A 23,060-nucleotide genomic window follows, 5' to 3' on the forward strand; every position below is an offset into this window, starting at 1 on the left:
TCGCATTTGGGAGCGGCTTTCCAAGCTACAGGCGCTGCCGTACCGTCGTTCCCCTGGGCGAAGGGCCGGGGAGGGCGCGTGATGGCGGGATGGATGGTCGGAGCGGCGCTGGCGCTGCTGGTCGCCCAGGCGGCCGAGACCCCGGCGCCGACGTCCGACAAGGACGCGCCGGCCACGGTCGAGGACGTCGTGGTCACCGGCCCCCGGGCCAAGGCCATCTCCGATTTCGTCCAGGCGATCTCCGAGCCGACCAAGGAGCGGCGGCTGTCGCGCTGGAACCGCACCATCTGCCCCGCGACCATGGGGCTGCCGCGCAAGTACGGCGAGTTCCTGAACGACCGCCTGGCCCAGGTGGCGCGTTCGGTGGGCCTGGAGGTCGACAAGCCGGGCTGCCGGCCGGACATCCTGATCGTCGTCGCCGACGACGTGGACCGGCTGATGACCGAGCTGGAGACGGCGCACCAGGCCGCCCTGGCGGTCAGGCCCTATTCGGACGAAAACCTCAGCTCGGCCGGAACCAAGGCCTTCGGCGAATTCCTGCACGAGAAGCGTCCCGTGCGCTGGTGGCACGTATCGACCACCACGCCGTCCGGCGGCCAGCCAGTCAGCCACACCAAGAGCGGCGCGATGATCATCCGCGGCGTGTCTGACAGCCGGCTTAAGTCCACCGTGCAGGAGGAGTTCGCCGGCGTGCTGGTGGTGGTCGACGCGAAGATGGCCGAGGGGGTGAGCTATGACGCCCTGTCCAGCTATCTGGCGATGGTCTCGCTGGCGCAACTGGACCCTCACGCACAGACCAGCGGATCCCCGACTATCCTGAACCTCTTCAGCGAGCGGGCGGCCGGCCGGCCCGGCCCGTCGGGCCTGACCGACTGGGATCAGGCCTATCTGCAGGGGCTGTACGGGGCGCGCGCCGACGCGCCGAACCTGCGCAGCCAGCGCAACTCGATCACCCGGCGCCTGAAGCGGAGTGGGGACGAGGAGCCCGCCAAGAGCGACAAGCGCCAGTCCGCGCGCTAGTCCGCGCTCCGGGCCCGCGCCTCGGCCGCGTGCCGGCGGCGCAGGATCGCGGCGAGCAGCACCCAGACCAGGGCGCCCAGCGCCAGCATGCGCGTGGTCTCGTCCGGCACGGTGCGGATCATCCAGTCGTAGGCCGGCTGCAGGGCGGGGACGAGCCCGGCGGTCGAGAGCCGCTCCAACGCCTCGGCGTTCGGGACCAGGCTGCGTAGCTCGGTCATGCCGGCCGACAGCGCCCCGATCGCCGCCACAGGGGCCAGCGAATAGCGGGTCAGCCATGGGGCGAGATTGCTGAGCACGCCGGCGACCGCCGAGCCGCGCTGGACCGCCCGCGCCCCTCGCGAGAGGCGGGGGTGGGCCGGAGGCGGGGCGTGCGCGCGGCCGGCCGGATGGGGCGCGGCGGCGAGGACGGCCGGGTCGGGCGCGGCTTCGGCGTGCCCGGCCTTCGGGGACGCGGGGCGGGCGGTCTCCAGGCTGGCGCGCGTGGCCGGGCCGACGGCGCCGTCGACCTTCAGGCCGTGTGCCTCCTGGAACTTGCGCACCAGCTCCACCGTGTCCTCGTCATAGGCGCCGGTCGGATCGGCGCCGTAGCCCAGCTCGCGCAGGCGGGCCTGCACCTCCCGCACGTCGTCGCCCTTCATCGGCGTATCGGCGGGCGCCAGGATGCGGGCGGCGCGCCCCTTCGCCGGACCGGCGCGCAGCGTCTTCTCGTCGATGCGGTAGCCGCCGACCTTGAAGGGCAGGTCGAGATCCCAGTTGTCGTCGCGGATCAGTCGCTCGAACGCGGCCATGCGGTAGACCGTCCGGCGCAGGATCGGCTGGGCGTGCTGGGCCAGATAGGCGCGGCGGTTGGCGACGTAGGCGCTGATCCAGGTTTCTTCGCCGACCGCCGAGGGCGGCCCCATCTGGCGCAGGGTGCGGTCGCGGATGCGCTCGAACGAGCCGTGCACCTTGCTGTCGTAGATCACCGCCACGCCCAACGGCGTGGTCACCCCCAGGCCGCGGGCGGCCGCCACGGCCGGGGTCCAGAAGTTGCGGTCGAAGAAGTCGTCCTGGGCCTGGCGCATGACCGGATCGTCTCCGGCGGCCTTCAGCGTCCGGTGCAGGGCGCCGTCGTGGTCGAGCGTCCCGTCGCGCTTGAGCAGGCGGCCGAGGTATTTCGCCAGCGCGGTCACATAGATCGCGCCCGGTCGCTCGACATAGTCCTTGATCAGGAAATACAGCGCGCCGCTGCCCAGGGTGGTCTGGAAACGCCCGTAGGTGAGCCGGCCCGTATCGCCCTGCAGGACCGTCACTTTACCGTAGCCGCCGGTCGGTCGGCCGGTCTCGAAAATGCTCACGATGGCCTGCGCGGCCGATCGCTGAAGCTGGGTCAACTGCATGGCGCCCTCGGCCCCCGCCCAACCTTCGCGCGGTGTGGGTGGTTGCAACTCGGCGCAGGTGCGGCGATATCGGTTGGTCGCCGGTCGGGTCTGGCCGACTCAGGCGTGCATCGAGAAGGCGAGCGAACCTATGCGTGACCCGCGAGACGTGATGATGAACCTCGTGCCGATGGTGGTCGAGCAGACCAGCCGCGGCGAGCGCGCCTACGACATCTTCTCGCGGATGCTGAAGGAGCGGATCATCTTCCTGACCGGTCCGGTCGAGGACGGCATGGCCTCGCTGATCTGCGCCCAGCTGCTCTTCCTGGAGTCCGAGAACCCCAAGAAAGAGATCGCCATGTACATCAACTCGCCGGGCGGCGTGGTGACCAGCGGCCTCGCGATCTACGACACCATGCAGTACATCAAGAGCCCGGTTTCGACCGTGTGCATGGGCATGGCCGCCTCGATGGGCTCGTTCCTGCTGGCCGCCGGCGCCAGCGGCCAGCGCATCGCCCTGCCGAACGCCCGCATCATGGTGCACCAGCCGTCGGGCGGCTTCCGCGGCCAGGCCTCGGACATCGAGCGGCACGCCGAGGACATCCTGAAGACCAAGCGCCGCCTCAACGAAATCTACGCCAAGCACACCGGCCAGCCGATCGAGGTGATCGAGCGCACCCTGGACCGCGACTATTTCATGAGCGCCGAGGAGGCCAAGGCCTTCGGCCTGGTCGACCACGTCTACGAGAAGCGCGAGGAAGGCGGCGAGACGGCGGCGACGCCGGCCTCCTGATCGCGCCGGCGACCAGAGACATGAAAAGCGCGGGGGGAAACTCCCGCGCTTTTTTCATTTCGTCCTCTCGCGAAGCGTGGGGAGGGGGCTCAACCCCGTCCCGGCACGCCGTGAAACACCCGGAATCCCTTCTCGGCGGCCATGGCGATCATCTCGGTGTCGCCGGAGGTGTCGCCGTAGGCGGCGGCCAGGCTGACGTCCGGGCCGAACGCGGCCTTCAGTCGGCAGACCTTCTCGGCGGCGCGGCAGTTGGGCGTGGCGAAGGCGCCCATGACCCGGTCGTCGGCGTCGAAGGCGAGCTGCGTGCCGATAAGGTCGTCGGCGCCCAGCCGACGCGCGAAGGGAGCGACGGTGATGTCCGGCGAGGCGGTGACGATCACCAGCCGCGCTCCTTCGTCGCGCCAGCGCCGCCAGGTCGCCAGCGCGTCGGGGCGCATGAACCGGTCCCAGACCGCGTCCGCGAAGCTTTGCGCCTGTTGCTCCAATGTCGCGCGCGGCAAGCCCGTGAGGAACTCGGCAACCGCAGCAGCTTTCAGCCGTTCCCTGTCACGATCCATAAGGTAGCGCAGGGCGGCGGGCGTGAGGCGGGCATATCCCGAAACGAAACGCGAAGGCGCCGCCCGCCACCGCAGGAAGGCCGTGAAGCTGTCCCGCACCGTCAGGGTGCCGTCGAAATCGAAGGCCACGATCTGGCGTTCGCGGTCAGTCGTCCCCATTTGTCGCCTCCCCGAAAAACGGGATTGTGGAAGCCCCGCCCTTGATCGACGCGAGACGCTTGTGATCGAATGCGGTATCGGGGATTGTCATTTTTTGAACCCTCGCGGCCCATATCCTGCAGGGGACGCCCCGAGGAGGCGAGCGTGGCCCGATCCGGGCCCCGCCGGTGAGTGAGAAGCACTGATGACGAAAGCCGCCAGCGGCGACACCAAGAGCACCCTCTACTGCTCCTTCTGCGGAAAGAGCCAGCACGAGGTGCGCAAGCTGATCGCCGGGCCCACCGTCTTCATCTGCGACGAGTGCGTCGAGCTCTGCATGGACATCATCCGTGAAGAGCACAAGATCGCCTTCGTCAAATCCAAGGACGGGGTTCCCACGCCGAAAGAGATCCGCGAGGTTCTCGACGACTACGTGATCGGCCAGGACCACGCCAAGAAGGTGCTCTCGGTCGCGGTTCACAACCACTACAAGCGGCTGAACCACGCCCAGAAGAACAACGACGTCGAGCTGGCCAAGTCGAACATCCTGCTGATCGGGCCGACCGGCTCGGGCAAGACGCTGCTGGCCCAGACGCTGGCGCGCATCATCGACGTGCCCTTCACCATGGCCGACGCCACGACCCTGACCGAAGCCGGTTACGTGGGCGAGGACGTCGAGAACATCGTGCTGAAGCTGCTGCAGGCGGCCGACTACAACGTCGAGCGGGCCCAGCGCGGCATCGTCTACATCGACGAAATCGACAAGATCAGCCGCAAGTCCGACAACCCGTCCATCACCCGCGACGTGTCGGGCGAGGGCGTGCAGCAGGCGCTGCTGAAGATCATGGAAGGCACCGTCGCCTCCGTGCCGCCGCAGGGCGGGCGCAAGCATCCGCAGCAGGAGTTCCTGCAGGTCGACACCACCAACATCCTGTTCATCTGCGGCGGCGCCTTCGCCGGCCTGGAGAAGATCATCTCCGGCCGCGGCGCAGGCACCTCGATCGGCTTCGGGGCCAAGGTGAAGGATCCGGAGGAGCGCCGCACCGGCGAGGTGCTGCGCGGCGTCGAGCCGGACGACCTGATGCGCTTTGGTCTGATCCCCGAGTTCATCGGCCGTCTGCCGGTGCTGGCCACCCTCGAAGACCTGGACGAGACCGCCCTGGTCAAGATCCTGACCGAGCCCAAGAACGCCCTGGTCAAGCAGTACCAGCGCCTGTTCGAGATGGAGAACGTCGGCCTGACCTTCACCGACGACGCTCTGTCGGCGGTGGCCCGCAAGGCGATCTCCCGCAAGACCGGCGCGCGCGGCCTTCGTTCGATCCTGGAAGGCATCCTGCTCGAGACCATGTTCGAGCTGCCGACCTACCAGGGCGTGGAAGAGGTGGTGATCAACGCCGAGGTCATCGAAGGCCGGGCCCAGCCGCTGCTGATCTATGCCGAGCGGCGCGACAAGGGTGCGGCATCCTGACCAGAACGCGAGTTCTCCACAGGAAAACCTAGGCTTTAGCGGCGCGCCGGTCTCCGGCGCGCCGCTCTCTTTTTGGAACGTTTTCCCCAGGTTCCGGCTTGTTTTCGCAGGCCAATCGCCCTTCAGGGGTGAGAACTTCCAGCGTGGCCGCGCAGGTGCGACGTTCTGGCTGCGTAACGCCGCTCCGCTTGAACGACGCTCTTCGGCGGCCACATAGTCCCAGACAACAGCCTGCGGAATCGTGGGCGGGCTGCGGAAGCCGGCGCTTCGCCGGAACCCCGCGGTCTGAACGGCCGGTGCGTTTTCGCCGGTCAGGGAGCAAGCATCATATGTCCGAGATCAAGGTTCTTCCGGTGCTGCCGCTGCGGGACATCGTCGTGTTTCCGCACATGGTCGTGCCGCTGTTCGTCGGGCGCGACAAATCGGTCCGCGCCCTGGACGAGGTGATGCGCGGCGAGAAGCAGATCCTGCTGGCCACCCAGAAGAACTCCACCGACGACGATCCGGCCCCCTCGGCCATCTACGAGGTCGGCGTGATCGCGACGGTTCTGCAATTGCTGAAGCTGCCGGACGGCACCGTGAAGGTGCTGGTCGAGGGCAAGAGCCGCGCCGCCGTGCGCCGGTTCACCAGCCAGGCCGACTACTACGAAGCCGAGGTCGCCGAGGTCGGCGAGGAGATCGGCGATCCGCGCGAAGCCGAGGCCCTGTCGCGCGCCGTGGTCGAGCAGTTCGAAAACTACGTCAAACTGAACAAGAAGGTCCCGCCCGAGGCGCTGAGCTCGATCCCGCAGATCACCGATCCGGGCAAGCTGGCCGACTCCGTGGCCGCCCACCTGTCGGTGAAGATCGCCGACAAACAGGCGCTGCTGGAAACCTTCGAGACGCCGCGCCGGCTCGAGAAGGTCTACGCCATGATGGAAGGCGAGATCTCCGTCCTGCAGGTCGAGAAGAAGATCCGCTCGCGCGTGAAGCGCCAGATGGAGAAGACCCAGCGCGAGTACTATCTGAACGAGCAGATGAAGGCGATCCAGCGCGAGCTGGGCGAGCAGGACGACTCGCGCGACGAGCTGATCGAGCTCGAGAAGCGCATCAAGAAGACCAAGCTCTCCAAGGAAGCGCGGACCAAGGCCGAGGCGGAGCTGAAGAAGCTGCGCAACATGAGCCCGATGTCGGCGGAATCGACGGTGGTGCGCAACTACCTCGACTGGCTGCTGTCGGTGCCGTGGGGCAAGGCCAAGACCAAGCCGATCGACCTCGGCCTGGCCGAGGACATCCTCGACCACGACCACTACGGCCTGGAGAAGGTCAAGGAGCGCATCCTCGAGTACCTGGCGGTGCAGCAGCGCACCGGCAACCTGCGCGGCCCGATCCTGTGCCTCGTCGGCCCGCCCGGCGTCGGCAAGACTTCGCTCGGCAAGTCCATCGCCAAGTCCACGGGCCGTGAGTTCGTGCGCCTGTCGCTGGGCGGCGTGCGCGACGAATCCGAGATCCGCGGCCACCGTCGGACCTACATCGGCTCCATGCCCGGCAAGATCGTCCAGTCGATGAAGAAGGCGAAGACCACCAACGCCTTCATGCTGCTCGACGAGATCGACAAGATGGGCCAGGACTACCGCGGCGATCCGGCCGCGGCCCTCCTCGAGGTGCTGGACCCGGCGCAGAACTCGACCTTCAACGACCACTATCTGGAGGTCGACTACGACCTCTCGAACGTGATGTTCGTGACCACGGCCAACAGCCTGAACATGCCCCAGCCGCTGCTGGACCGCATGGAGATCATCCGCATCCCCGGCTACACCGAGGACGAGAAGGTCGAGATCGCCAAGCGCCACATCCTGCCCAAGCTGGCCAAGGACCACGGCCTGAAAGACGGCGAGTGGATCGTGCCGGAAGAGACCATCCGCGACCTGATCCGCTACTACACGCGGGAATCGGGCGTGCGGAACCTGGAGCGCGAGCTCGGCGGCCTGGCCCGCAAGACCGTGCGCGACATGGTCAAGGAGAAGGCGACGTCGATCACCGTCGACGCGGAGCGACTGGCCAAGTACGCCGGCGTCCGGAAGGTCAGCTACGGCCAGACGGACACCGAGGACCAGGTCGGCATCGTCACCGGCCTGGCCTGGACCGAGTTCGGCGGCGACATCCTGACCATCGAAGCCCTGAAGATGCCGGGCAAGGGCCGCATGACGGTCACCGGCAACCTGAAGGACGTGATGAAGGAGTCGATCCAGGCCGCGGCCTCCTACGTCCGCGCCCGGGCCACCCAGTACGGCATCAAGCCGCCGGTGTTCGAGAAGGTGGACGTCCACGTCCACGTGCCGGAAGGCGCCACGCCCAAGGACGGCCCCTCGGCCGGCATCGCCATGGCCACCGCCATGGTCTCGGTGCTGACGGGCGTGCCGATCCGCAAGGACGTGGCCATGACCGGCGAGATCACCCTGCGCGGCCGGGTGCTGGCCATCGGCGGCCTCAAGGAGAAGCTGCTGGCGGCCCTGCGCTCGGGCATCAAGACGGTGCTGATCCCGGAAGAGAACGTGAAGGACCTGGTCGACATCCCCGACAACGTGAAGTCGGGCCTGGAGATCATCCCGGTCTCGACCGCCGACCAGGTGCTCAAGCACGCCCTGGCCGGGCCTCTGACGCCGATCGAATGGTCGGAAGAGGAGGAGGCCGCGCCGGCCAAGCCGGCCTCTGAGGACGCCGGCGCGGTCGTCGCGCACTGAAATCGACGCTGAATCGGTGGAAAAACGCCGTCCGGGGCCTCCCCGGGCGGCGTTTCTCCTTTGACGCAAAGGGAATCTGAGTTTCATACTCCTCTCGAAACGACGTCGAATCGAGTCAAGGCACGACGTCGTCGCACCAGGAATAAGGGCTGGGAGATTCTGAGATGACGAAGGCCGAACTGATCGCCGCGATGGCGGACAAGGCTGGGCTGAGCAAGGACCAGGCGAAGAAGGCGGTCGACGCCTTCACCGATTGCGTGGTCGACGCCCTGAAGAAGGGCGAGGACGTGCGTCTGGTCGGCTTCGGCACCTTCGCTCCGGTGAAGCGCGCCGCCGGCATGGCCCGCAACCCGCGCACCGGCCAGCAGGTCGCGCGTCCGGCTTCGACCACCGCGCGCTTCCGCGTGGGCGAAGGCCTGAAGGGCGCCCTGAACGGCTAATCCGTTCAAGGTCGAAAGACAGGGGAGGGCGCGGAGCTTCCGCGCCCTTTTCCTTTGGGCGGCTAGCTCAGCGGTAGAGCGGCTGGTTTACACCCAGTAGGTCGGGGGTTCGATCCCCTCGCCGCCCACCATCTTCCTTCGCCCCGGAGCTTCGCACGACGGGAGGAGGGCGAATGAAAAACGCCGCCGCGAGAGCCTCGCGGCGGCGTTTTCGTTTCCAGCCCGTGGCTTGCGCTTAGAAGCGGAAGCCGGCCCGCAGCAGCAGGGAGTAGCGGGCGTAGTCGTCGAGCAGCTCCGCGCCGCCTTCCAGGGCCAGGAAGCCCAGGGTGTTCCCCGACAGCAGGCGGAAGCCGATGATCGGGCCGCCGCCGCTCAGCTCGTCCGCCTTCAGCACGAAGGACGGCGAGGAGGCCGAGGCGCTGCGGAAGCGGGCGATGGTCTCGCCGGCGTCGAAGCTGATGTTCTGGCGCCAGCCGAGCCTCAGTTCCGGGGTCAGCCAGCCCTGGGTGCCGAAGCGGCCGCCGAAGTTGAGCGCGGCGATGCCGGTCAGCATGTGGCCGTCGCGCCCGTCGACGATCAGGTCGAAGCCGTTGCCGCCGCCGCTCTCCTGGCGCTCTTCCTCGCTCAGGTAGAAGTAGTCCAGCGTGGCCTCGGGGCGCATGTACCAGCGGCGGCCGAACTTCTTCTCGTAGCTGGCGCCGGCGCCGGCGGAGAAGGTGAAGCCGTTCCAGTCGGCCTCGGTCGTGCGGTTCAGGCCGGCGCCGATCAGCTGGCGGGTGCTGTCGAACATGGCGTAACCAGCCGCGGCGCGCGCCCAGCCGCGCCAGTTCTCGCCCGCGCCGCGCCAGTAGGCGCCGAGCTCGAAGAGCTGGGAGCTGAGGTTCTCGTCGCCGGCCGACTGCGGGTCTTCGATGTCCGACGAGGTGAAGGCGGTCGACAGGCCGAAGGCGCCCATGTTGGTGCCGCGCTCGAGGCCGCCGGCGATGCCGAAGCCTTCCGAACGGAACCCGTAGGACAGGTTCTTTTCCTTGTCGGCGTAGAAGTTGATCTCCTGGATCCAGCCCGTGGTTTCGCCGAGCGGGGCTTCCGGCCGCGGATCGGACAGGGCGCGAGTGACCGCGTCGACGCCCGAGGCCAGCGACAGCAGGGTGCCGCCGGAGTGGTCGGGCAGCATCTGGCTGTAGAGCTGGAAGAAGCCGTCGCGGTCCAGCTGGGCCAGGAAGGCCGAGCCGAGGGCGCTGTCGGTCTGCAGGGCGTTGTAGATCGCGTCGTAGGCCGCAGCCTCCGAGGCGATCATGCCGGCCTCGGCCGCCGTGCGACGGTCCAGCTGAAGGATCAGCTGGTTGCCCGTGCGGCTGATGTCCGGGACGTACAGGTAGGGCGTGTTGTTGGTCAGCTCGCTGATATCGATCGAGCCGACGTTCAGGGTCGTCGCGTCCACCAGGACGAACTGGGCGGTCGGGTCGCTGAGCAGGTCGGTCAGGCGCACGCCGAGGGTGGCGCCGTTCGCGAAGGTCGCGGTTCCGGACACGTTGAAGCGGGTCGAGCCCGAGGTGGTCGGGTCGACGGTGAAGATCAGTTCGCCGCCCCCTTCCACGGTCAGGTTGGTCAGGGAGAGGGCGGAGGTGTTGCGGGCCTCCAGCACGCCCTTGTGCACGGTGATGTCGAGCAGGCCGTCGCTGTCGGTCAGCACGCCGCGGACTTCGCCGGCCGCCGTGCCTTCGCCGATCACCAGGACGTCGGCGCCGGCCCCGAAGGAGACGTCGCCGATCAGGCGGCCGTTGGCGATCTCGAGGCGGTCGGCGCCCGAGCCGAGGCGCACGGCCCCGATGATGTCCGACTCGTCGGCGTCGTCCACGCCGTCGGCGTCGGCGTCGGCGTCGGCCTTGCCGTCCGCGCCGTCGTCGCCGTCGTTCACGCCCCACTGACGGATGACCACGCCGCCAGTGTTGGCGCTGACGTCGATGGCGACCGCCTTGCCGGTCACCGTCTCATTGCTGGCGTCGGTGTCGGCGTCGTCGGTGTCCTCGGCGTCGTCGGTGCCGACCACGCCGGCGCGGATCTTGCCGGTGTTCTCGATGCGGTCGACCGTGCCCGACTGGTCGCGGATGGCGATGGCGTCGCCCTTGTCGCCGCTGACGGTGGCCTGGATCAGGCCGGTCTTCTCGTTGCGGATCACGCCCTGCGGCTGGCCGAGACCGATCGTGGCCCCGTTGGCGATGTCGATGGCGATGGCGTTCTTGGCGTCGTCGCCGTTCTTCTCGGCCTGGATCACGCCGCTGTTGCGGATCTCGCCGGTCGAGGCGGTGGCGTTGAACTTCAGGGCGGTGGAGGTGCCGTCCCAGGAGATCGAATGGATGGTGCCGGTGTTGCGCACGCCGCCGTCCACCGTGACCGCCTGGCCGCCGGTGACGCCGATCGCCAGCGCGGTCGCGTCCACGTCGTCATAGACGCCCAGTCCGTTGATGGTGCCCTTGTTCACCAGGCCGTAGGCGTTGTCGCCGGTCCCGACCGGGCTCAGCGTCACGGTCTGGGTGGTCGAGCCGACCTGCACGCCCGGAGCCGCGCCCCAGCTGGTGATGTTGGCGGTGGTCTCGTCGGTGTCCTTGACGCCGTCGTCGTCCTCGTCGTCGTCGTTCGGGTCGAGGTTCGGCTGCGCGGCGTCGAACAGCACGCCGCCGGCCACGTCGGCGCCGATCGCGACGGCCGGGCCGCCCTGCAGCAGGTCGTCCGCGTCGAGCTGGTCGCGCAGCGCCTTCGTCGGCGGGCGGGTGTTGTAGCGGTAGCCGGTCGAGGAGATCTGGCCGTCGATGGTCAGCGCGCCGCCGACGTCGCCGTTGATGACCGCGCCGCTGGTGTTGCCGCCCAGGGTGGTGATGGTGCCGCCCAGCTTGACGTTGCCGGTGACGCCGCCCTCGACCAGCACGCCGTAGCCGTTGTTGCCGGTCAGGCGGATGATGCCGTTGTTGGTGAGGTTGCCCTGCAGGACCGGCTCGATCCGGATGCCGTAGGACTCGTTGCCCTCGATGTCGATCGCGGCGGCCTTGTTGTTCGTGACGTTGCCGACCAGCGGCGAGGCGCCCGTGACCCGGATGCCGTAACGGCCGGTGCCGGTCGCGAAGGGACCGTCGAGGTCGCCGTCGGGCAACAGCGGGCCCGAGCCGTCGGGGTCGACGTCGGTGGGCGTGTAGTTGTCCTTGACGGTGATGTTGCCCGTGTTGGTCACGTTGCCGGTGAAACCGCCCTGAACCAGCACGCCGGTGGCGCCGTCCGTGGCGTTCTCCATGGTGACCGAGCCCTCGTTCACCACGCTGTTGTTGCTGTTCAGCGTGACGGCGGCGCCGGTGGAGAGCTTCACCTTGCCGGTGGACGTGATCTTCACGTCGTCCGCGGTCGAGGTGGGCGTCGCAGTCGCGGTTGCGATCGGGGTGGTTCGTTCGGTCGAGACCGACGTCTCAGCGAGGGCGGTCTGGGCGATGCACAAAGGCCCCAGCGCGGCCGCGGTCGCGAGCATCTTACGCATTGTCGATAACCCCTGGTCAGAAACCCGAACGAACGCGCGGCGGCGAACGGTCACGCTTGCGCCCCAGCTTTCGCCACAATGCGGCGAATGCGTGGCAGTACGCCACAGCTTTCTAGTCCGAAACGGCTCAGCCGCCTACGCCATAATTAACGCCGTGACGCTTCTCGGGCGCGCTTCGGCCGAGCTGTCGCGACCCGGTCGCACTTTCATGCGTTGTTGCGCGGAAGACAGTGAGAGCGGCGATGGCTTACGGCGTGCGCGAGCGTGAGTTTTCCTGGTTTCCGGGGGGCGATCCGGAGGCCACGCGCGCCCGGCTGGGCCTGCACGCGTCGGACGCCGGCCCGCATCTGGTCGACGTCACCATGCTCTATGCGCCCCGTAGCGGGGGTGTGAAGCGCTACCTGAACGCCAAGCGGGCGTGGGTGAGCGTTAACCGTCCGAAACTGCGGCACTCTCTGGTCGTCCCGGGCGCCCGCACCGGCTCGGACGGCGCCGGCGTGGTCACCTTGCACGCGCCGCCGCTGCCGTTCGGCGACGGCTATCGATGGCCCTCGAACGTGAGGAAATGGACGACGGCGCTGGAGGTGCTGCGGCCCACGGTGATCGAGGCGGGCGATCCCTATGCGCCCGGCCAGGCCGCGCTCGAGGCCGGTCAGGCCTGCGGCGTGCCGGTGGTCGGGTTCTGCCACTCCGATCCGGCGGCCCTGGCCGCCCTTCACCTGGGCGAATGGGCCAAGCGGCCGGTGGAGAAGCGCTGGGCGCGGCTGTTCTGCCAGTTCGACCGGGTGGTGGCGCCCAGCCGGTTCATCGCCAGCCGCCTTTACGACGCCGGCGTGGAGCGGGTGGTCTGCCGCCCGCTGGGCGTGGACGTGCAGACCTTCGTGCCCGATCGGCGCGACCCGGCCTGGCTACGCCGGCGGCTGGACCTTCCGGCCGACGCGCGGGTGCTGGTGTTCGCCGGCCGCCCGGCCAAGGAGAAGAACATCGACGTGCTGATCGAGGCGGTGCAGCGCCTGGGGGCGCCGTACGTGCTGGTGCTGGTGGGGGCGGGATCGGGCCTGCCCGCGGAGCCGGGCGTGATCTGCCTGCCCTACGAGCGGGACCCGCGCGCCCTGGTGCGCCTGCTCTCCAGCTGCGACGCCTTCGTCCACGCCAACGATCGCGAGCCGTTCGGCCTGGTGGTGCTGGAGGCGATGGCCTGCGGCCTGCCGGTCGTGGGCGTCGCGTCCGGCGGCGTGGCCGAGACAGTGGATGCGACGGTGGGATCGCTGGCCCCCTCGGCGGCGCCGGAGGATTTCGCCGAGGCGGTGGAGGCGCTGTTCGATCGGGACCTGGCCCAGCTGGGGCAGGCGGCGCGGGCGCGCGCGGTCGAGTTGTTCGCGTGGGAGCGCGTGTTCGGAGATCTAGGCGGCCTCTACGCCGAGCTGTCCGGCGAGCCGGCCTTTACAGGTGTGCAGGGGGCGGCGGCGCACTGAGCGCGGCGAAGTTCGCAGAGAAGCGAAAGTGGCGCGAGTGACGGGGCTCGAACCCGCGACCTCCGGCGTGACAGGCCGGCACTCTAACCAACTGAGCTACACCCGCGCATGGAGGCGGAGAGCGCCGACTTTCGATCTCTTGCGAGCTTAGTAAAGTGGCGCGAGTGACGGGGCTCGAACCCGCGACCTCCGGCGTGACAGGCCGGCGCTCTAACCAACTGAGCTACACCCGCGCATCGGAGCGTGGCCCCGACGAGGCGCGCTTCTTAGGCGGGCGGCCGGACCCCTGTCAACCGCGTCTCCGACGAAAAAAGCGAGATGGTCGAGACCGGCGTTAGCCGAGGGCCCGCCGGGCGAACACGACGTGCTTGGAGCCGAGGTAGGTGACGCTCATGCCGGTCGCCGCGCCGAGCACCAGCGGCACGATCAGCCAGGCCTCCAGCCGGGGCATCAGGCTCAGCGCGCCGGCGTAGACGCTGAGATTGGCCGCCGCGCCCAGGCCCTGGACCAGGGCGTAGGCGAGGGCCTCCTTCAGCGGCCGCGGGCTGCGCCGGGCCGCGAAGGTCCAGTGCCGGTTCAGCAGCCAGGTGAAGCAGACCGCCACTGAGAAGGCGCACAGCCGCGCCGGGATCGGGCTTAGGGCCGCGAAGTGCACCAGGCCGTAAGTCAGGCTGGCGTCGAGCATGAAGCCTGAGCCGCCCACCATCGCGAAGCGCAGCACGGGGCGGTCGAACCGGGAAAGCGGGGCGGCCGCGGCGCGCAGGCCCTGCCAGACCGCGCGCGGGCTCGCTCTCTCGAGCGCCGGACGCGGCAGGGCGTAGGCCAGCACGCCGGCCAGGGCGGGGACGATCCACACCACCCGGGCCTCGTAGCGGGGCGCAGGACCCGAAAGCATGCCGCATACCGCGGCGTTGACCAGCAGGAAGCCGAGAATCAGGCCGGCGGCGGCGGCCGACTGCAGGGCGGCATCGCCTGCGCCGGCGTCGCGATGCAGGGCCGAACGGACGTCGGCGCGCGTCAGCCGCCAGCCGAGGAAGCCGATCGCCAGCGCCAGCAGGAGCCCGTGCAAAAGCTGCAGCTCCCCGACGCTGAACGCGGAATCGCAGGCGCCGGCCTGGAGGCACTTCTGGGCGCCGGGCACGCGGGTGACGGACTTGGCGAACACCTCGCCCTGGGCGGTGATCGGCTCCTCCACGTGGAAGGCGGCGAGCTGGCGGCCCCAGTTGCCGATCGAGGCGCCCAGCTGGCGGAACGGCGCGGTCGCGAACACGCCGGCGACGAATCGCGCCTGCTCGGCCCGAAGCTGCTCGCGGACGGGGAGCGAGGCGACCCGATAAACCCCAGTGCCGACAGTCTCTTCCCACAGGAAGCTGTCGGCGTCCGCGAGGTCGGCGGCGCGGAAGGCGCATAGGGCGAAGGGGCGCCCGTGGCCGCACGCGTCGGCCAGATAGCTGCGGCCGGGGCCGTCTGCCAGCACCCGCGCGGTCAGGAAGGGCGGGCTGTGCAGCTCCTGGGGGCCTGGGAGGGCGCGCACGGCCAGAGGATAGGCGGCCGCGGCCAGGAGGGCCGCGAGGACGGCGGCGCCGGTCGCAGCACTGCGCCGAACGGCGGGCCGCAGGCCGGTCCGTACCGTCAGGACAGCGAAAACCAGCACCAGGACGGCCGCAAGCGCCAGCAGATTGCTGGTGTGGAAGGTCAGGGACACGGCCAGCAGAAGCCAGACGGCGACCCGGGACCGACGGCCCAGCCGCTCCGGATAGACCAGCAGCAGGACGGCCGCGAGCAGGGCGACGGAGGTGAACAGGTCCGGCATCAGGAAGCCGGCGAAGAAGGGCAGGGACGTGGCCGCCGCGAGCGCCGCGGCCAGGATCAGGTAGGCCCGCACGCCGGACGCCGGCGCGGCCGCGCGCAGCCAGGTCCAGACCAGCCAGGCCACGGCCAGGGCCTGCAGGTAGAGCGCGATCCAGAGCGAGCCGGCCGCTTCGCTGAGCGCCAGAAAGAAGCCGTAGGTGGGCGAGCGCGCGCCCATGAAGCTGAGCGACTCCGCCGAGCCGGCGGCGAACATCGACCAGTTCTCGACGACAGGACCGTGGCCGCCGAGCAGGCGCGCGCCGATCCCGTGCAGCAGGCTGAGGATGCTGATTCCGGCCGCTCGATAGCCGTCTGAATCGTAGAAGATCGACGGCCGGCCGACCGCGAGGGCGGGCCAGATCAGCAGCAGGGCGGCCGGGAAGACGGTGCTCCAGGCGGGGATCGAGACGCGCCGCATCGGTCAGCGACGATAGAAGGCGACGGCCAGCAGGCCGACGGCGGTCGACTGCGCGGCCGTCCCCACCGTCGTCGCCAAGCTTCGCCAGCCGCGCGCCGAAGCGATGGCGACCACTCCCGCGAGCAGCGGCAGCAGCCAGATCACCCGCGCCTGGTATCTCGGCATGGGCGCCGACAGGACGCCGCAGAGTGCCGCGTTGAGGACCAGAAAGCCGACAATCAGGGCCGCCGCGTAGAGCAGGCGCGCCTCGTCGCCGGCGGGGGCGCTCGTGCGAGCGCGCACCGCCCAGACCGCCAGGAAGCCGGCGCCCAGGACGACTATGCCGGAGTGCAGCCAGCGCAGGAAGCCGGCGTGGAACGGCGGCGTGCAGGCGGGCTCCTGCTGGCAGGCCTCGGCCCCCGGCAGGATGGTCGCGATCGCGTTCTGCCCGCGCGCCACGTACTGCGCCGGCGACTCCAGGGGTTCGGCCACCTGGAAGCGGATCAACTGGAGGCCGACATTGCGCAGGGCCGCGCCGAGCTCGGCCAGCGGGGCGGATTTCAGGGTGGCGAGAACGAAGGTGCGTTCCTCGGCTTTCAGCCGGGCGCGGGTGGCCGCGTCGGCCGTCTCGACCAGGGCGTAGCCCGGCTCCTGGGACCAGAGGATGTCCTCCGAGTCGGTCATGGCCACGTGCTGGAAGTCGCACAGGGCGTAGTCGGCGCGGTGGGCGCAGGCGTGAGCGAGGTAGGCGCGCCCGGGACCGTCGGCCAGCACGCGCGCCATCAGGAACGGCGGGTCGGCGAGCTCGGCGGGGCCTGGCAGGGCGCGGATCAGCGCCGGATATGCCGTCAGCGCCGCGAGCGCCGCCGCCGCCGCGCTGGCCGCGACGGCGCATCGACGCAAGCTCCGGCGCGGGCCGCGCCGCCAGGCCAGGACCGCGAACACGACGCCGAGCACAGCCAGGGCGACGAGCAGGTTGCTGCGGTGGAAAGAGAGGGCGAGGGCCAGGATCAGCCAGACCGCCACGGCGCTGGCCCGCGGCAGCCGGTCCGGGAACACCAGCAGCAGCACCAGCGCCAGGGCGGCCAGGCCGGCGAACAGGTCCGGCATGGCGAAGCCAGCGTAGAACGGCAGGGCGGTGGTTGCAGACAGGCCGGCGATCAGGCCGAAGAAGGCCTTGGCGCCCGCGCGGGGCACGGCGGCGCGCAGCAGGGTGCGGATCATCCACGCCGCGGCCAGGGCCTGTAGGTAGACGGTGAACCACAGCGAGCCGAGCCGCTGGGTGAGGAACAGGAAGAGGGCGTAGGCGGGCGAGCGCGCGCCCATGTAGCTGAGGTATTGCACGCCGTCGGGCGCGAACAGCGAGCCCTGGGCGATGATCGGGCGGTGGTCGCCGAACAGGTGCAGTAGGCTCTGCAGGCCGGCTTCCGACAGGCTTTCGCCCAGCCAGTAATAGCCGTCGGTGTCGTCGAACACGGCCGGTCGGCCGGCGATCAGGGCGGGCCACAGCAGGAGCGCCGCAGCCGCGGCGATCTGGGCGGCGATCAGCAGTCGGCGGATCATCGGCGGCTCACCGGCGCAGGGTGAACATGGAGGCCAGGAAGGCCGAGGCGCCGACCTCCAGCGCCACCGCCACGGCGGTCAGCGACACCAGGAGCAGGCGGGTGAGGCCGCCGCTGATCAGCGGCCCGAAGTCCGACGCCGCCCAGGCGCCGATGGCCCAGGCCGTGCCGGCGCAGCCCAGGAGCAGCACAAGCCCGCTGCCCAGCAGCATGCGTTCAAGGGTCAGCGCCGCCAGAAGCGGCCGGAAGGCGTTGGCCGGGGGCATGAAGCCCTCGTTCATGGCGTAGCGCCGTCCCAGCGCGCTGAACACCATCAGCTGGGTGCCGGTGACGAGCGCGAAGCAGGCGACCACGAGGGTGCGCACGTCCAGCACAAGGTGCGGGGCCAGCGCCAGCGGGCCGGGGGCGAGGACGACCATGCCCAGCAGCCCGAAGGCGATCAGCGCCGCGCCCGGGATCAGGAACAGCCACTTCGGGCTGTGCAGCAGCAGGAAGCGCAGGTGCCGCCAGCCGTCGCGCCAGGTCTTCAAATGCGGCGCGCGCGAGCGGCCGTCCGGGCTGAGCGTGGTCGGCGCCTCGGCGATGCGCAGGCCGTTGACGGCCGACTTCACCACCATTTCGCTGGCGAACTCCATGCCCGGGCAGTGGAGGTTGAGGCTCAGCAGCGCCTCGCGCGAAAAGCCGCGCAGGCCGCAGTGGAAGTCGCCGATCGGAATGTTGAAGAACAGCCGGCCGAGCAACGACAGCACCGGATTGCCCAGCCAGCGGTGCAGGAAGGGCATGGCCCCGGGCTTGATGCCGCCCTTGAAGCGGTTGCCCATGACGAGGTCGAAGCCGGCGCGCAGCCGCTCCAGCAGCGGATCCAGCCGCTCGAAGTCGTAGCTGTCGTCGGCGTCGCCCATAATGACGTAGCGGCCGCGCGCGGCGCGCACGCCGCCCATCAGCGCCGCGCCGTAGCCGCGCTCGCCGACCTGCACCACACGCGCGCCGCTGGCCTGGGCCAGGGCCTGGGAGCCGTCGGTGCTGCCGTTGTCGGCGACCAGCACCTCGCCCACCACGCCGGCCCGCTCCAGGAACCGGCGAGCCTTGCGCACGCAGGTCTCGATGGTCTCGGCCTCGTTCAGGCATGGCATGAGAACGGTCAATTCGACCGTAGCCGCCGCGGTCGCCCGCGCCGGCATGGCAAGCGTCGCCATGGTCCCCTCCAGCGACCCGTTGGAATGGAAGCGCCCAATCCCTGCGCTCACTCCCGGCCTGAATTCGACATCCAACCGCCGGCCGCCGGAAAAGGTTCGTTCCAGCCTCGCAGTTATTTCACGAGGGCGTGTGGCGACCCCGCGCTAAGGGTTTGAACCGGCTCCGGCCATGGTCTAAAAGGCCCGCGATTCCGCCGCTCTCCTCGGCGGACGAGGCTCATCGATGAACGCGTTCCTGCTGGAATATCTGCCCATCGTGATCTTTTTCGGGATCGCGGCGGCGCTGGGGGTCGGCTTCATGCTGGCCGCCTGGATCATGGCGCCCAGCGCGCCCGACACCGAGAAGAACTCGGCCTACGAGTGCGGCTTCAACGCCTTCGAAGACGCGCGCACGAAGTTCGACATCCGGTTCTACCTGGTGTCGATCCTGTTCATCATCTTCGACCTCGAAGTCGCGTTCCTGTTCCCCTGGGCGGTGTCGATGTTCGACCTGCCGAAGCCGGAGATGGTGTTCGCCTTCTGGTCGATGATGGCGTTCCTCGGCGTGCTGACCGTCGGCTTCATCTACGAGTGGAAGAAGGGGGCGCTGGAATGGGACTGAACAAGCTTCCCGCCGGCATGGCCGGCCGCGCCACGGTCGAAGGCTACGACCCGAAGGTCCACGACAAGTTCTTCGAGCACGTCTCGGCCGAACTGACCGACAAGGGCTTCCTGGTCGCCGCCGCCGACGACGTCATCACCTGGGCCCGCACGGGTTCCCTGATGTGGATGACGTTCGGCCTGGCGTGCTGCGCCGTGGAGATGATGCAGGCGTCCATGCCGCGCTACGACCTGGAGCGCTTCGGCTTCGCGCCGCGCGCCAGCCCGCGCCAGTCGGACGTGATGATCGTCGCCGGCACCCTGACCAACAAGATGGCCCCGGCGCTCCGCAAGGTCTACGACCAGATGCCGGAGCCGCGGTACGTGATCTCGATGGGCAGCTGCGCCAACGGCGGCGGCTACTATCACTACAGCTACAGCGTCGTGCGCGGCTGCGACCGGATCGTGCCGGTCGACGTCTACGTGCCCGGCTGTCCGCCGACCGCCGAGGCCCTGGTCTACGGCGTGCTGCAGCTGCAGAAGAAGATCCGCCGCACCGGCTCGATCGAGCGCTGAGGAGGGCGGCATGAGCATTGAAAAGCTGACCGCCGTCGCGGAAGCCGCCGTCGCCAAGTCGAACGGCGCCGTTTCCGCGTTCGAGCTCGCCTACGGCGAGCTGACCCTGCTGGCCGACCGCGACCGCATCGTCGAGGTGCTGAAGCTGCTGCGCGACGACGCGGAGCTGCGCTTCGTGCAGTTGATCGACCTGACCGCGGTCGACTATCCGGAGCGCGCGCGCCGGTTCGACGTGGTCTATCACCTGCTGTCGCTGACCAAGAACCTGCGCGTGCGGGTCAAGGTGCAGACCGACGAGGAGACCCCGGTCTCCACCATCACCAGCGTCTTCCCGGTCGCCGACTGGTTCGAGCGCGAGGCGTTCGACATGTACGGCGTGCTGTTCGCCGGACACCCCGACCTGCGCCGGCTGCTGACCGACTACGGCTTCACCGGCTTCCCGCTGCGCAAGGACTTCCCGATGACGGGCTATGTCGAAGTGCGCTGGGACGAGGAGCAGAAGCGGGTCGTGTACGAGCCGGTGAAGCTCACCCAAGAGTTCCGACAGTTCGATTTCCTCTCGCCGTGGGAAGGGGCCAAGTACGTCCTGCCCGGCGACGAAAAGGCGAAAGGCTGAGCCATGCCCGAAGCCGGCCAATCCGATCTCGCCCGCCCCGCGCTGGGCGCCGACGAGGACCGCAAGTTCACCATCAACTTCGGCCCGCAACACCCTGCGGCGCACGGGGTTCTGCGTCTCGTGCTCGAGCTCGACGGCGAAGTCGTCGAGCGCGTCGATCCGCACATCGGCCTGCTGCACCGCGGCACCGAGAAGCTGATGGAGGCGCGCACCTACCTGCAGAACATCCCGTACTTCGACCGGCTCGACTACGTCGCGCCGATGAACCAGGAGCACGCGTTCTGCCTGGCCATCGAGCGCCTGCTGGGTGTCGAGGTGCCGATCCGCGGCCAGCTGATCCGGGTGCTGTACTCGGAAATCGGCCGCATTCTGAACCACCTGCTGAACGTCACCACCCAGGCGATGGACGTCGGCGCGCTCACCCCGCCGCTGTGGGGCTTCGAAGAGCGCGAGAAGCTGATGGTGTTCTACGAGCGCGCCTGCGGCGCGCGCCTGCACGCCAACTACTTCCGCCCGGGCGGCGTCCACCAGGACCTGCCGCCGGACCTGATCGACGACATCGAGCGCTGGATCAGCGAATTCCCGCGCGTGACCAAGGACCTCGAGGCCCTGGTCACCGAGAACCGCATCTTCAAGCAGCGCAACGTCGACATCGGCGTGGTGTCGAAGGAGCAGGCGATCGCCTGGGGCTTCACCGGCGTGATGCTGCGCGGCTCGGGCGTGGCCTGGGACCTGCGCAAGAGCCAGCCCTACGAGTGCTACGCGGACCTGGAGTTCGACATTCCGGTCGGCAAGAACGGCGACTGCTGGGACCGCTACCTCCTGCGCATGGAGGAGATGTACCAGTCGCTGAAGATCATGCAGCAGTGCATTGATCGCCTGCGCAAAACCCCCGGCCCGGTGCTGGCGGTGGACAACAAGGTGGCCCCGCCGCGTCGCGGCGAGATGAAGCGCTCGATGGAGGCGCTCATCCACCACTTCAAGCTCTACACCGAAGGCTTCCGCACCCCGCCGGGCGAGGTCTACGCCTACGTCGAGGCCCCCAAGGGCGAGTTCGGCGTGTATCTGGTCTCGGACGGCACCAACAAGCCGTACCGCTGCAAGATCCGCGCGCCCGGCTTCCCGCACCTGGCGGCCATGGACTGGATGAACCGCGGCCACATGCTGGCCGACGTGTCCGCCATCCTGGGCTCGCTGGACATCGTGTTCGGGGAAATCGACCGGTGATGACCGGCAGCCCGATCCTGCTGACTCTGACGTCGCTCGCCGTGCTGGCGGGCGTCGTCCTGCTGCGCTGGGGCGCGGCGAAGCCGTGGTGGCCGCTCCATCCGGGCGGCGCGCGCGGCTATCTGCAGGACGTGGCTACGGTGTGGTCGCCGCTGTTGCTGCTGCTCGCCGCCGGCCTGGCCTATCGGACCCTCACCGGGGCGACCCCGGCGGCCTCCGGCCAGCCGATCTATCTGGGCCTGTTCGTGGTCGCCTACGTCGGCGTGATCGTCGCGCGTCGGGTCGGCCCGGTGCGACAGGCCCAATTGCGTTTGGAAGCCGCGCGGCCCGTGTCCGCCGGCGAAGTAAGGAAAGAGGCCGTCTGATGTCGGTCCGTCGTCTCGCCAAGGAGCAGCCCGCGTCCTTCGCCTTTTCTCCGGAGACCCTGGAGAAGGCGAACTGGTGGATCGCGAAGTATCCCGAGAGCCGCCGTCAATCGGCGGTGATCCCGATCCTGTGGCTGGTGCAGAAGCAGGAAGGCTGGTGCTCGGAGCCGGCCCTGCGCGCCATCGCCGAACTGCTCGGCATGCCCTACATCCGCGTGCTGGAAGTGGCGACCTTCTACACCATGTTCCAGCTGGAGCCGGTGGGTAAGGTCCTGGTCCAGGTCTGCGGCACCACCCCGTGCATGCTTCGCGGCGCGGGCGACCTGATCACGGTCTGCAAGGACAAGATCGGCGCGAAGGACCACATGTCGGCCGACGGCTGGTTCACCTGGCAGGAAGTCGAGTGCCTCGGCGCGTGCGTGAACGCGCCGATGGCCCAGATCAACGACTACTACTACGAGGACCTGACGCCGGAGAGCCTGGCCGACATCCTCGACAAGTTCCGCGCCGGCGAGAAGCCGTACCCGGGCTCCTACGCCGGCCGTCATTCCTCGGAGCCGCAGGGCGGGGCGCTGACCCTGACCGATCCGAAGCTCTACGACGGCTCGGCCGCCAAGAAGATCAAGCAGCTGCCGAACGCGCCGACGCCGGAGACGGCGACGTGACGCCCGAGGAGATCGAGGCCCGCAAGCGCTTGCTGGAGCGCCGGCTCGCCTACAACCGCGAGCTCAACCGGGCGGGCGGCAAGTGGGAGGCGGGGGCCTGGGTCTTCACGCTTCTGGGCCTGGTCTCGGTGGTCGGTCGCCGCTTCGATCTGGCCGACTTCAAGACGCTCTGGTGGCTGGGGATGGTGGCGCTGGTCGCGGCCCTGGCCTGCTGGGTGGTGGTGTTCATGCGCCGCAAGAAGTGGCGCGAAGAGCACCCGTTCGATCCGGAGGGGCGTTCGTGAACCCGCCGGACCTGTCGACGCCCGAGGGCAGGGCGGCCTACCGCGCGGAACTGCGCAAGGTGGCCCAGCCGGCGCGGTTGACGGGAATGGCTCTCGTGGTGGTGGGGGCGATCCTGTCCCTCGGCGCCTATCCCAACTGGGTGATCACGCTCGGTTGGATCTGTTTCGGAGCTGGATGGGTCGCCCTCGCGGTGGCGTTGGTCCAGCGCAATCGTTATCACCGGCGCCGGATCTCCGGCGGTTGATT

The 23,060-nt window shown here is 69.2% G+C and carries 20 protein-coding genes and 3 tRNA genes; 15 read left to right on the forward strand and 8 right to left on the reverse strand.

Translation table 11 applies throughout. The annotated features are described in order from the left end of the window. Positions 1-81: 81 nt before the first annotated feature. Positions 82-1,020, forward strand: a complete 939-nt coding sequence (locus tag H8B08_RS03000; RefSeq protein ID WP_187448735.1) for a hypothetical protein — start codon at positions 82-84, stop codon at positions 1,018-1,020. Here H8B08_RS03000 and H8B08_RS19440 read toward each other — a convergent pair. Further along, the gene (locus tag H8B08_RS19440) at positions 1,017-2,399 is read right to left on the reverse strand and encodes a chitosanase (protein ID WP_187448736.1); all 1,383 of its coding nucleotides are present in this window, start codon (positions 2,397-2,399) and stop codon (positions 1,017-1,019) included. The genes H8B08_RS03000 and H8B08_RS19440 overlap by 4 nt on opposite strands. A gap of 130 nt (positions 2,400-2,529) precedes the next feature. Here H8B08_RS19440 and clpP point away from each other — a divergent pair, with 130 nt between their 5' ends. Then, a complete protein-coding gene (clpP, locus tag H8B08_RS03010; RefSeq protein ID WP_187448737.1) occupies positions 2,530-3,171 on the forward strand; it encodes an ATP-dependent Clp endopeptidase proteolytic subunit ClpP in 642 nt (213 codons plus the stop codon). Positions 3,172-3,260: 89 nt separating this feature from the next. On the opposite strand, the gene H8B08_RS03015 is transcribed toward clpP, so the two are convergent. Beyond that, the gene (locus tag H8B08_RS03015) at positions 3,261-3,857 is read right to left on the reverse strand and encodes an HAD-IB family hydrolase (protein ID WP_370545382.1); all 597 of its coding nucleotides are present in this window, start codon (positions 3,855-3,857) and stop codon (positions 3,261-3,263) included. 214 nt (positions 3,858-4,071) lie between these two features. On the opposite strand from H8B08_RS03015, the gene clpX reads away from it, so the two are divergent. From clpX to H8B08_RS03035, 4 genes are all read left to right on the forward strand, one after another. Beyond that, the gene (gene clpX, locus H8B08_RS03020) at positions 4,072-5,334 is read left to right on the forward strand and encodes an ATP-dependent Clp protease ATP-binding subunit ClpX (RefSeq protein ID WP_187448739.1); all 1,263 of its coding nucleotides are present in this window, start codon (positions 4,072-4,074) and stop codon (positions 5,332-5,334) included. A 329-nt stretch (positions 5,335-5,663) separates the two neighbouring features. Beyond that, a complete protein-coding gene (gene lon, locus H8B08_RS03025) occupies positions 5,664-8,057 on the forward strand; it encodes an endopeptidase La (RefSeq protein ID WP_187448740.1) in 2,394 nt (797 codons plus the stop codon). Positions 8,058-8,221: 164 nt separating this feature from the next. Then, the gene (locus H8B08_RS03030; RefSeq protein WP_163261723.1) at positions 8,222-8,497 is read left to right on the forward strand and encodes an HU family DNA-binding protein; all 276 of its coding nucleotides are present in this window, start codon (positions 8,222-8,224) and stop codon (positions 8,495-8,497) included. Positions 8,498-8,553: 56 nt separating this feature from the next. Continuing rightward, a tRNA-Val gene (locus H8B08_RS03035) sits at positions 8,554-8,628 on the forward strand. A gap of 104 nt (positions 8,629-8,732) precedes the next feature. Here the strand turns inward: H8B08_RS03035 and H8B08_RS03040 are convergent. Continuing rightward, a complete protein-coding gene (locus H8B08_RS03040; protein WP_187448741.1) occupies positions 8,733-12,020 on the reverse strand; it encodes an autotransporter outer membrane beta-barrel domain-containing protein in 3,288 nt (1,095 codons plus the stop codon). A gap of 242 nt (positions 12,021-12,262) precedes the next feature. On the opposite strand from H8B08_RS03040, the gene H8B08_RS03045 reads away from it, so the two are divergent. Beyond that, entirely contained in the window at positions 12,263-13,495 is a 1,233-nt protein-coding gene (locus tag H8B08_RS03045) for a glycosyltransferase (protein ID WP_187448742.1), read from the forward strand. 29 nt (positions 13,496-13,524) lie between these two features. Here H8B08_RS03045 and H8B08_RS03050 read toward each other — a convergent pair. The 5 genes from H8B08_RS03050 to H8B08_RS03070 form a co-directional block, all read right to left on the reverse strand. After that, a tRNA-Asp gene (locus H8B08_RS03050) sits at positions 13,525-13,601 on the reverse strand. 50 nt (positions 13,602-13,651) lie between these two features. Further along, positions 13,652-13,728: transfer RNA gene (locus H8B08_RS03055), tRNA-Asp, on the reverse strand. A gap of 101 nt (positions 13,729-13,829) precedes the next feature. Beyond that, on the reverse strand, positions 13,830-15,764 hold the full coding sequence (locus tag H8B08_RS03060) for a GtrA family protein (protein WP_187448743.1): 1,935 nt from the start codon (positions 15,762-15,764) through the stop codon (positions 13,830-13,832). Positions 15,765-15,767: 3 nt separating this feature from the next. Further along, positions 15,768-17,306 (reverse strand): hypothetical protein, encoded by a 1,539-nt coding sequence (locus tag H8B08_RS03065; RefSeq protein ID WP_187448744.1) that lies wholly within the window; start codon positions 17,304-17,306, stop codon positions 15,768-15,770. A gap of 7 nt (positions 17,307-17,313) precedes the next feature. Beyond that, the gene (locus tag H8B08_RS03070; RefSeq protein WP_187448745.1) at positions 17,314-18,501 is read right to left on the reverse strand and encodes a glycosyltransferase family 2 protein; all 1,188 of its coding nucleotides are present in this window, start codon (positions 18,499-18,501) and stop codon (positions 17,314-17,316) included. Between the two features lie 223 nt (positions 18,502-18,724). On the opposite strand from H8B08_RS03070, the gene H8B08_RS03075 reads away from it, so the two are divergent. Genes H8B08_RS03075 through H8B08_RS03110 form a run of 8 tightly spaced genes read left to right on the forward strand, consistent with a single transcriptional unit; the run spans position 18,725 to position 23,058 of the window. Beyond that, positions 18,725-19,102: an NADH-quinone oxidoreductase subunit A gene (locus H8B08_RS03075; protein ID WP_187448746.1), complete on the forward strand. Its 378-nt coding sequence runs from the start codon at positions 18,725-18,727 to the stop codon at positions 19,100-19,102. Next, positions 19,072-19,656, forward strand: coding sequence for an NADH-quinone oxidoreductase subunit B family protein (locus H8B08_RS03080; protein WP_370545383.1), 585 nt, complete (start codon positions 19,072-19,074; stop codon positions 19,654-19,656). The genes H8B08_RS03075 and H8B08_RS03080 overlap by 31 nt, the downstream gene beginning before the upstream one ends. Before the next feature lie 10 nt (positions 19,657-19,666). Next, a complete protein-coding gene (locus tag H8B08_RS03085; protein WP_187448748.1) occupies positions 19,667-20,272 on the forward strand; it encodes an NADH-quinone oxidoreductase subunit C in 606 nt (201 codons plus the stop codon). Positions 20,273-20,275: 3 nt separating this feature from the next. Beyond that, entirely contained in the window at positions 20,276-21,499 is a 1,224-nt protein-coding gene (locus H8B08_RS03090) for an NADH-quinone oxidoreductase subunit D (RefSeq protein ID WP_187448749.1), read from the forward strand. Then, positions 21,499-21,864: a hypothetical protein gene (locus tag H8B08_RS03095; RefSeq protein WP_187448750.1), complete on the forward strand. Its 366-nt coding sequence runs from the start codon at positions 21,499-21,501 to the stop codon at positions 21,862-21,864. The genes H8B08_RS03090 and H8B08_RS03095 overlap by 1 nt, the downstream gene beginning before the upstream one ends. Continuing rightward, entirely contained in the window at positions 21,864-22,529 is a 666-nt protein-coding gene (gene nuoE, locus H8B08_RS03100) for an NADH-quinone oxidoreductase subunit NuoE (RefSeq protein WP_187448751.1), read from the forward strand. The genes H8B08_RS03095 and nuoE overlap by 1 nt, the downstream gene beginning before the upstream one ends. Beyond that, positions 22,526-22,813 carry a hypothetical protein gene (locus H8B08_RS03105; RefSeq protein WP_187448752.1) on the forward strand — a complete coding sequence of 96 codons (288 nt, stop codon included), beginning with the start codon at positions 22,526-22,528 and terminating at the stop codon, positions 22,811-22,813. Before nuoE ends, H8B08_RS03105 begins: the two co-directional genes overlap by 4 nt. Next, positions 22,810-23,058, forward strand: a complete 249-nt coding sequence (locus H8B08_RS03110) for a hypothetical protein (RefSeq protein WP_187448753.1) — start codon at positions 22,810-22,812, stop codon at positions 23,056-23,058. Before H8B08_RS03105 ends, H8B08_RS03110 begins: the two co-directional genes overlap by 4 nt. The last annotated feature ends 2 nt before the right edge of the window (positions 23,059-23,060 follow it).

This window comes from Caulobacter sp. 17J80-11 (assembly GCF_014349105.1).
GTDB lineage: Bacteria > Pseudomonadota > Alphaproteobacteria > Caulobacterales > Caulobacteraceae > 17J80-11.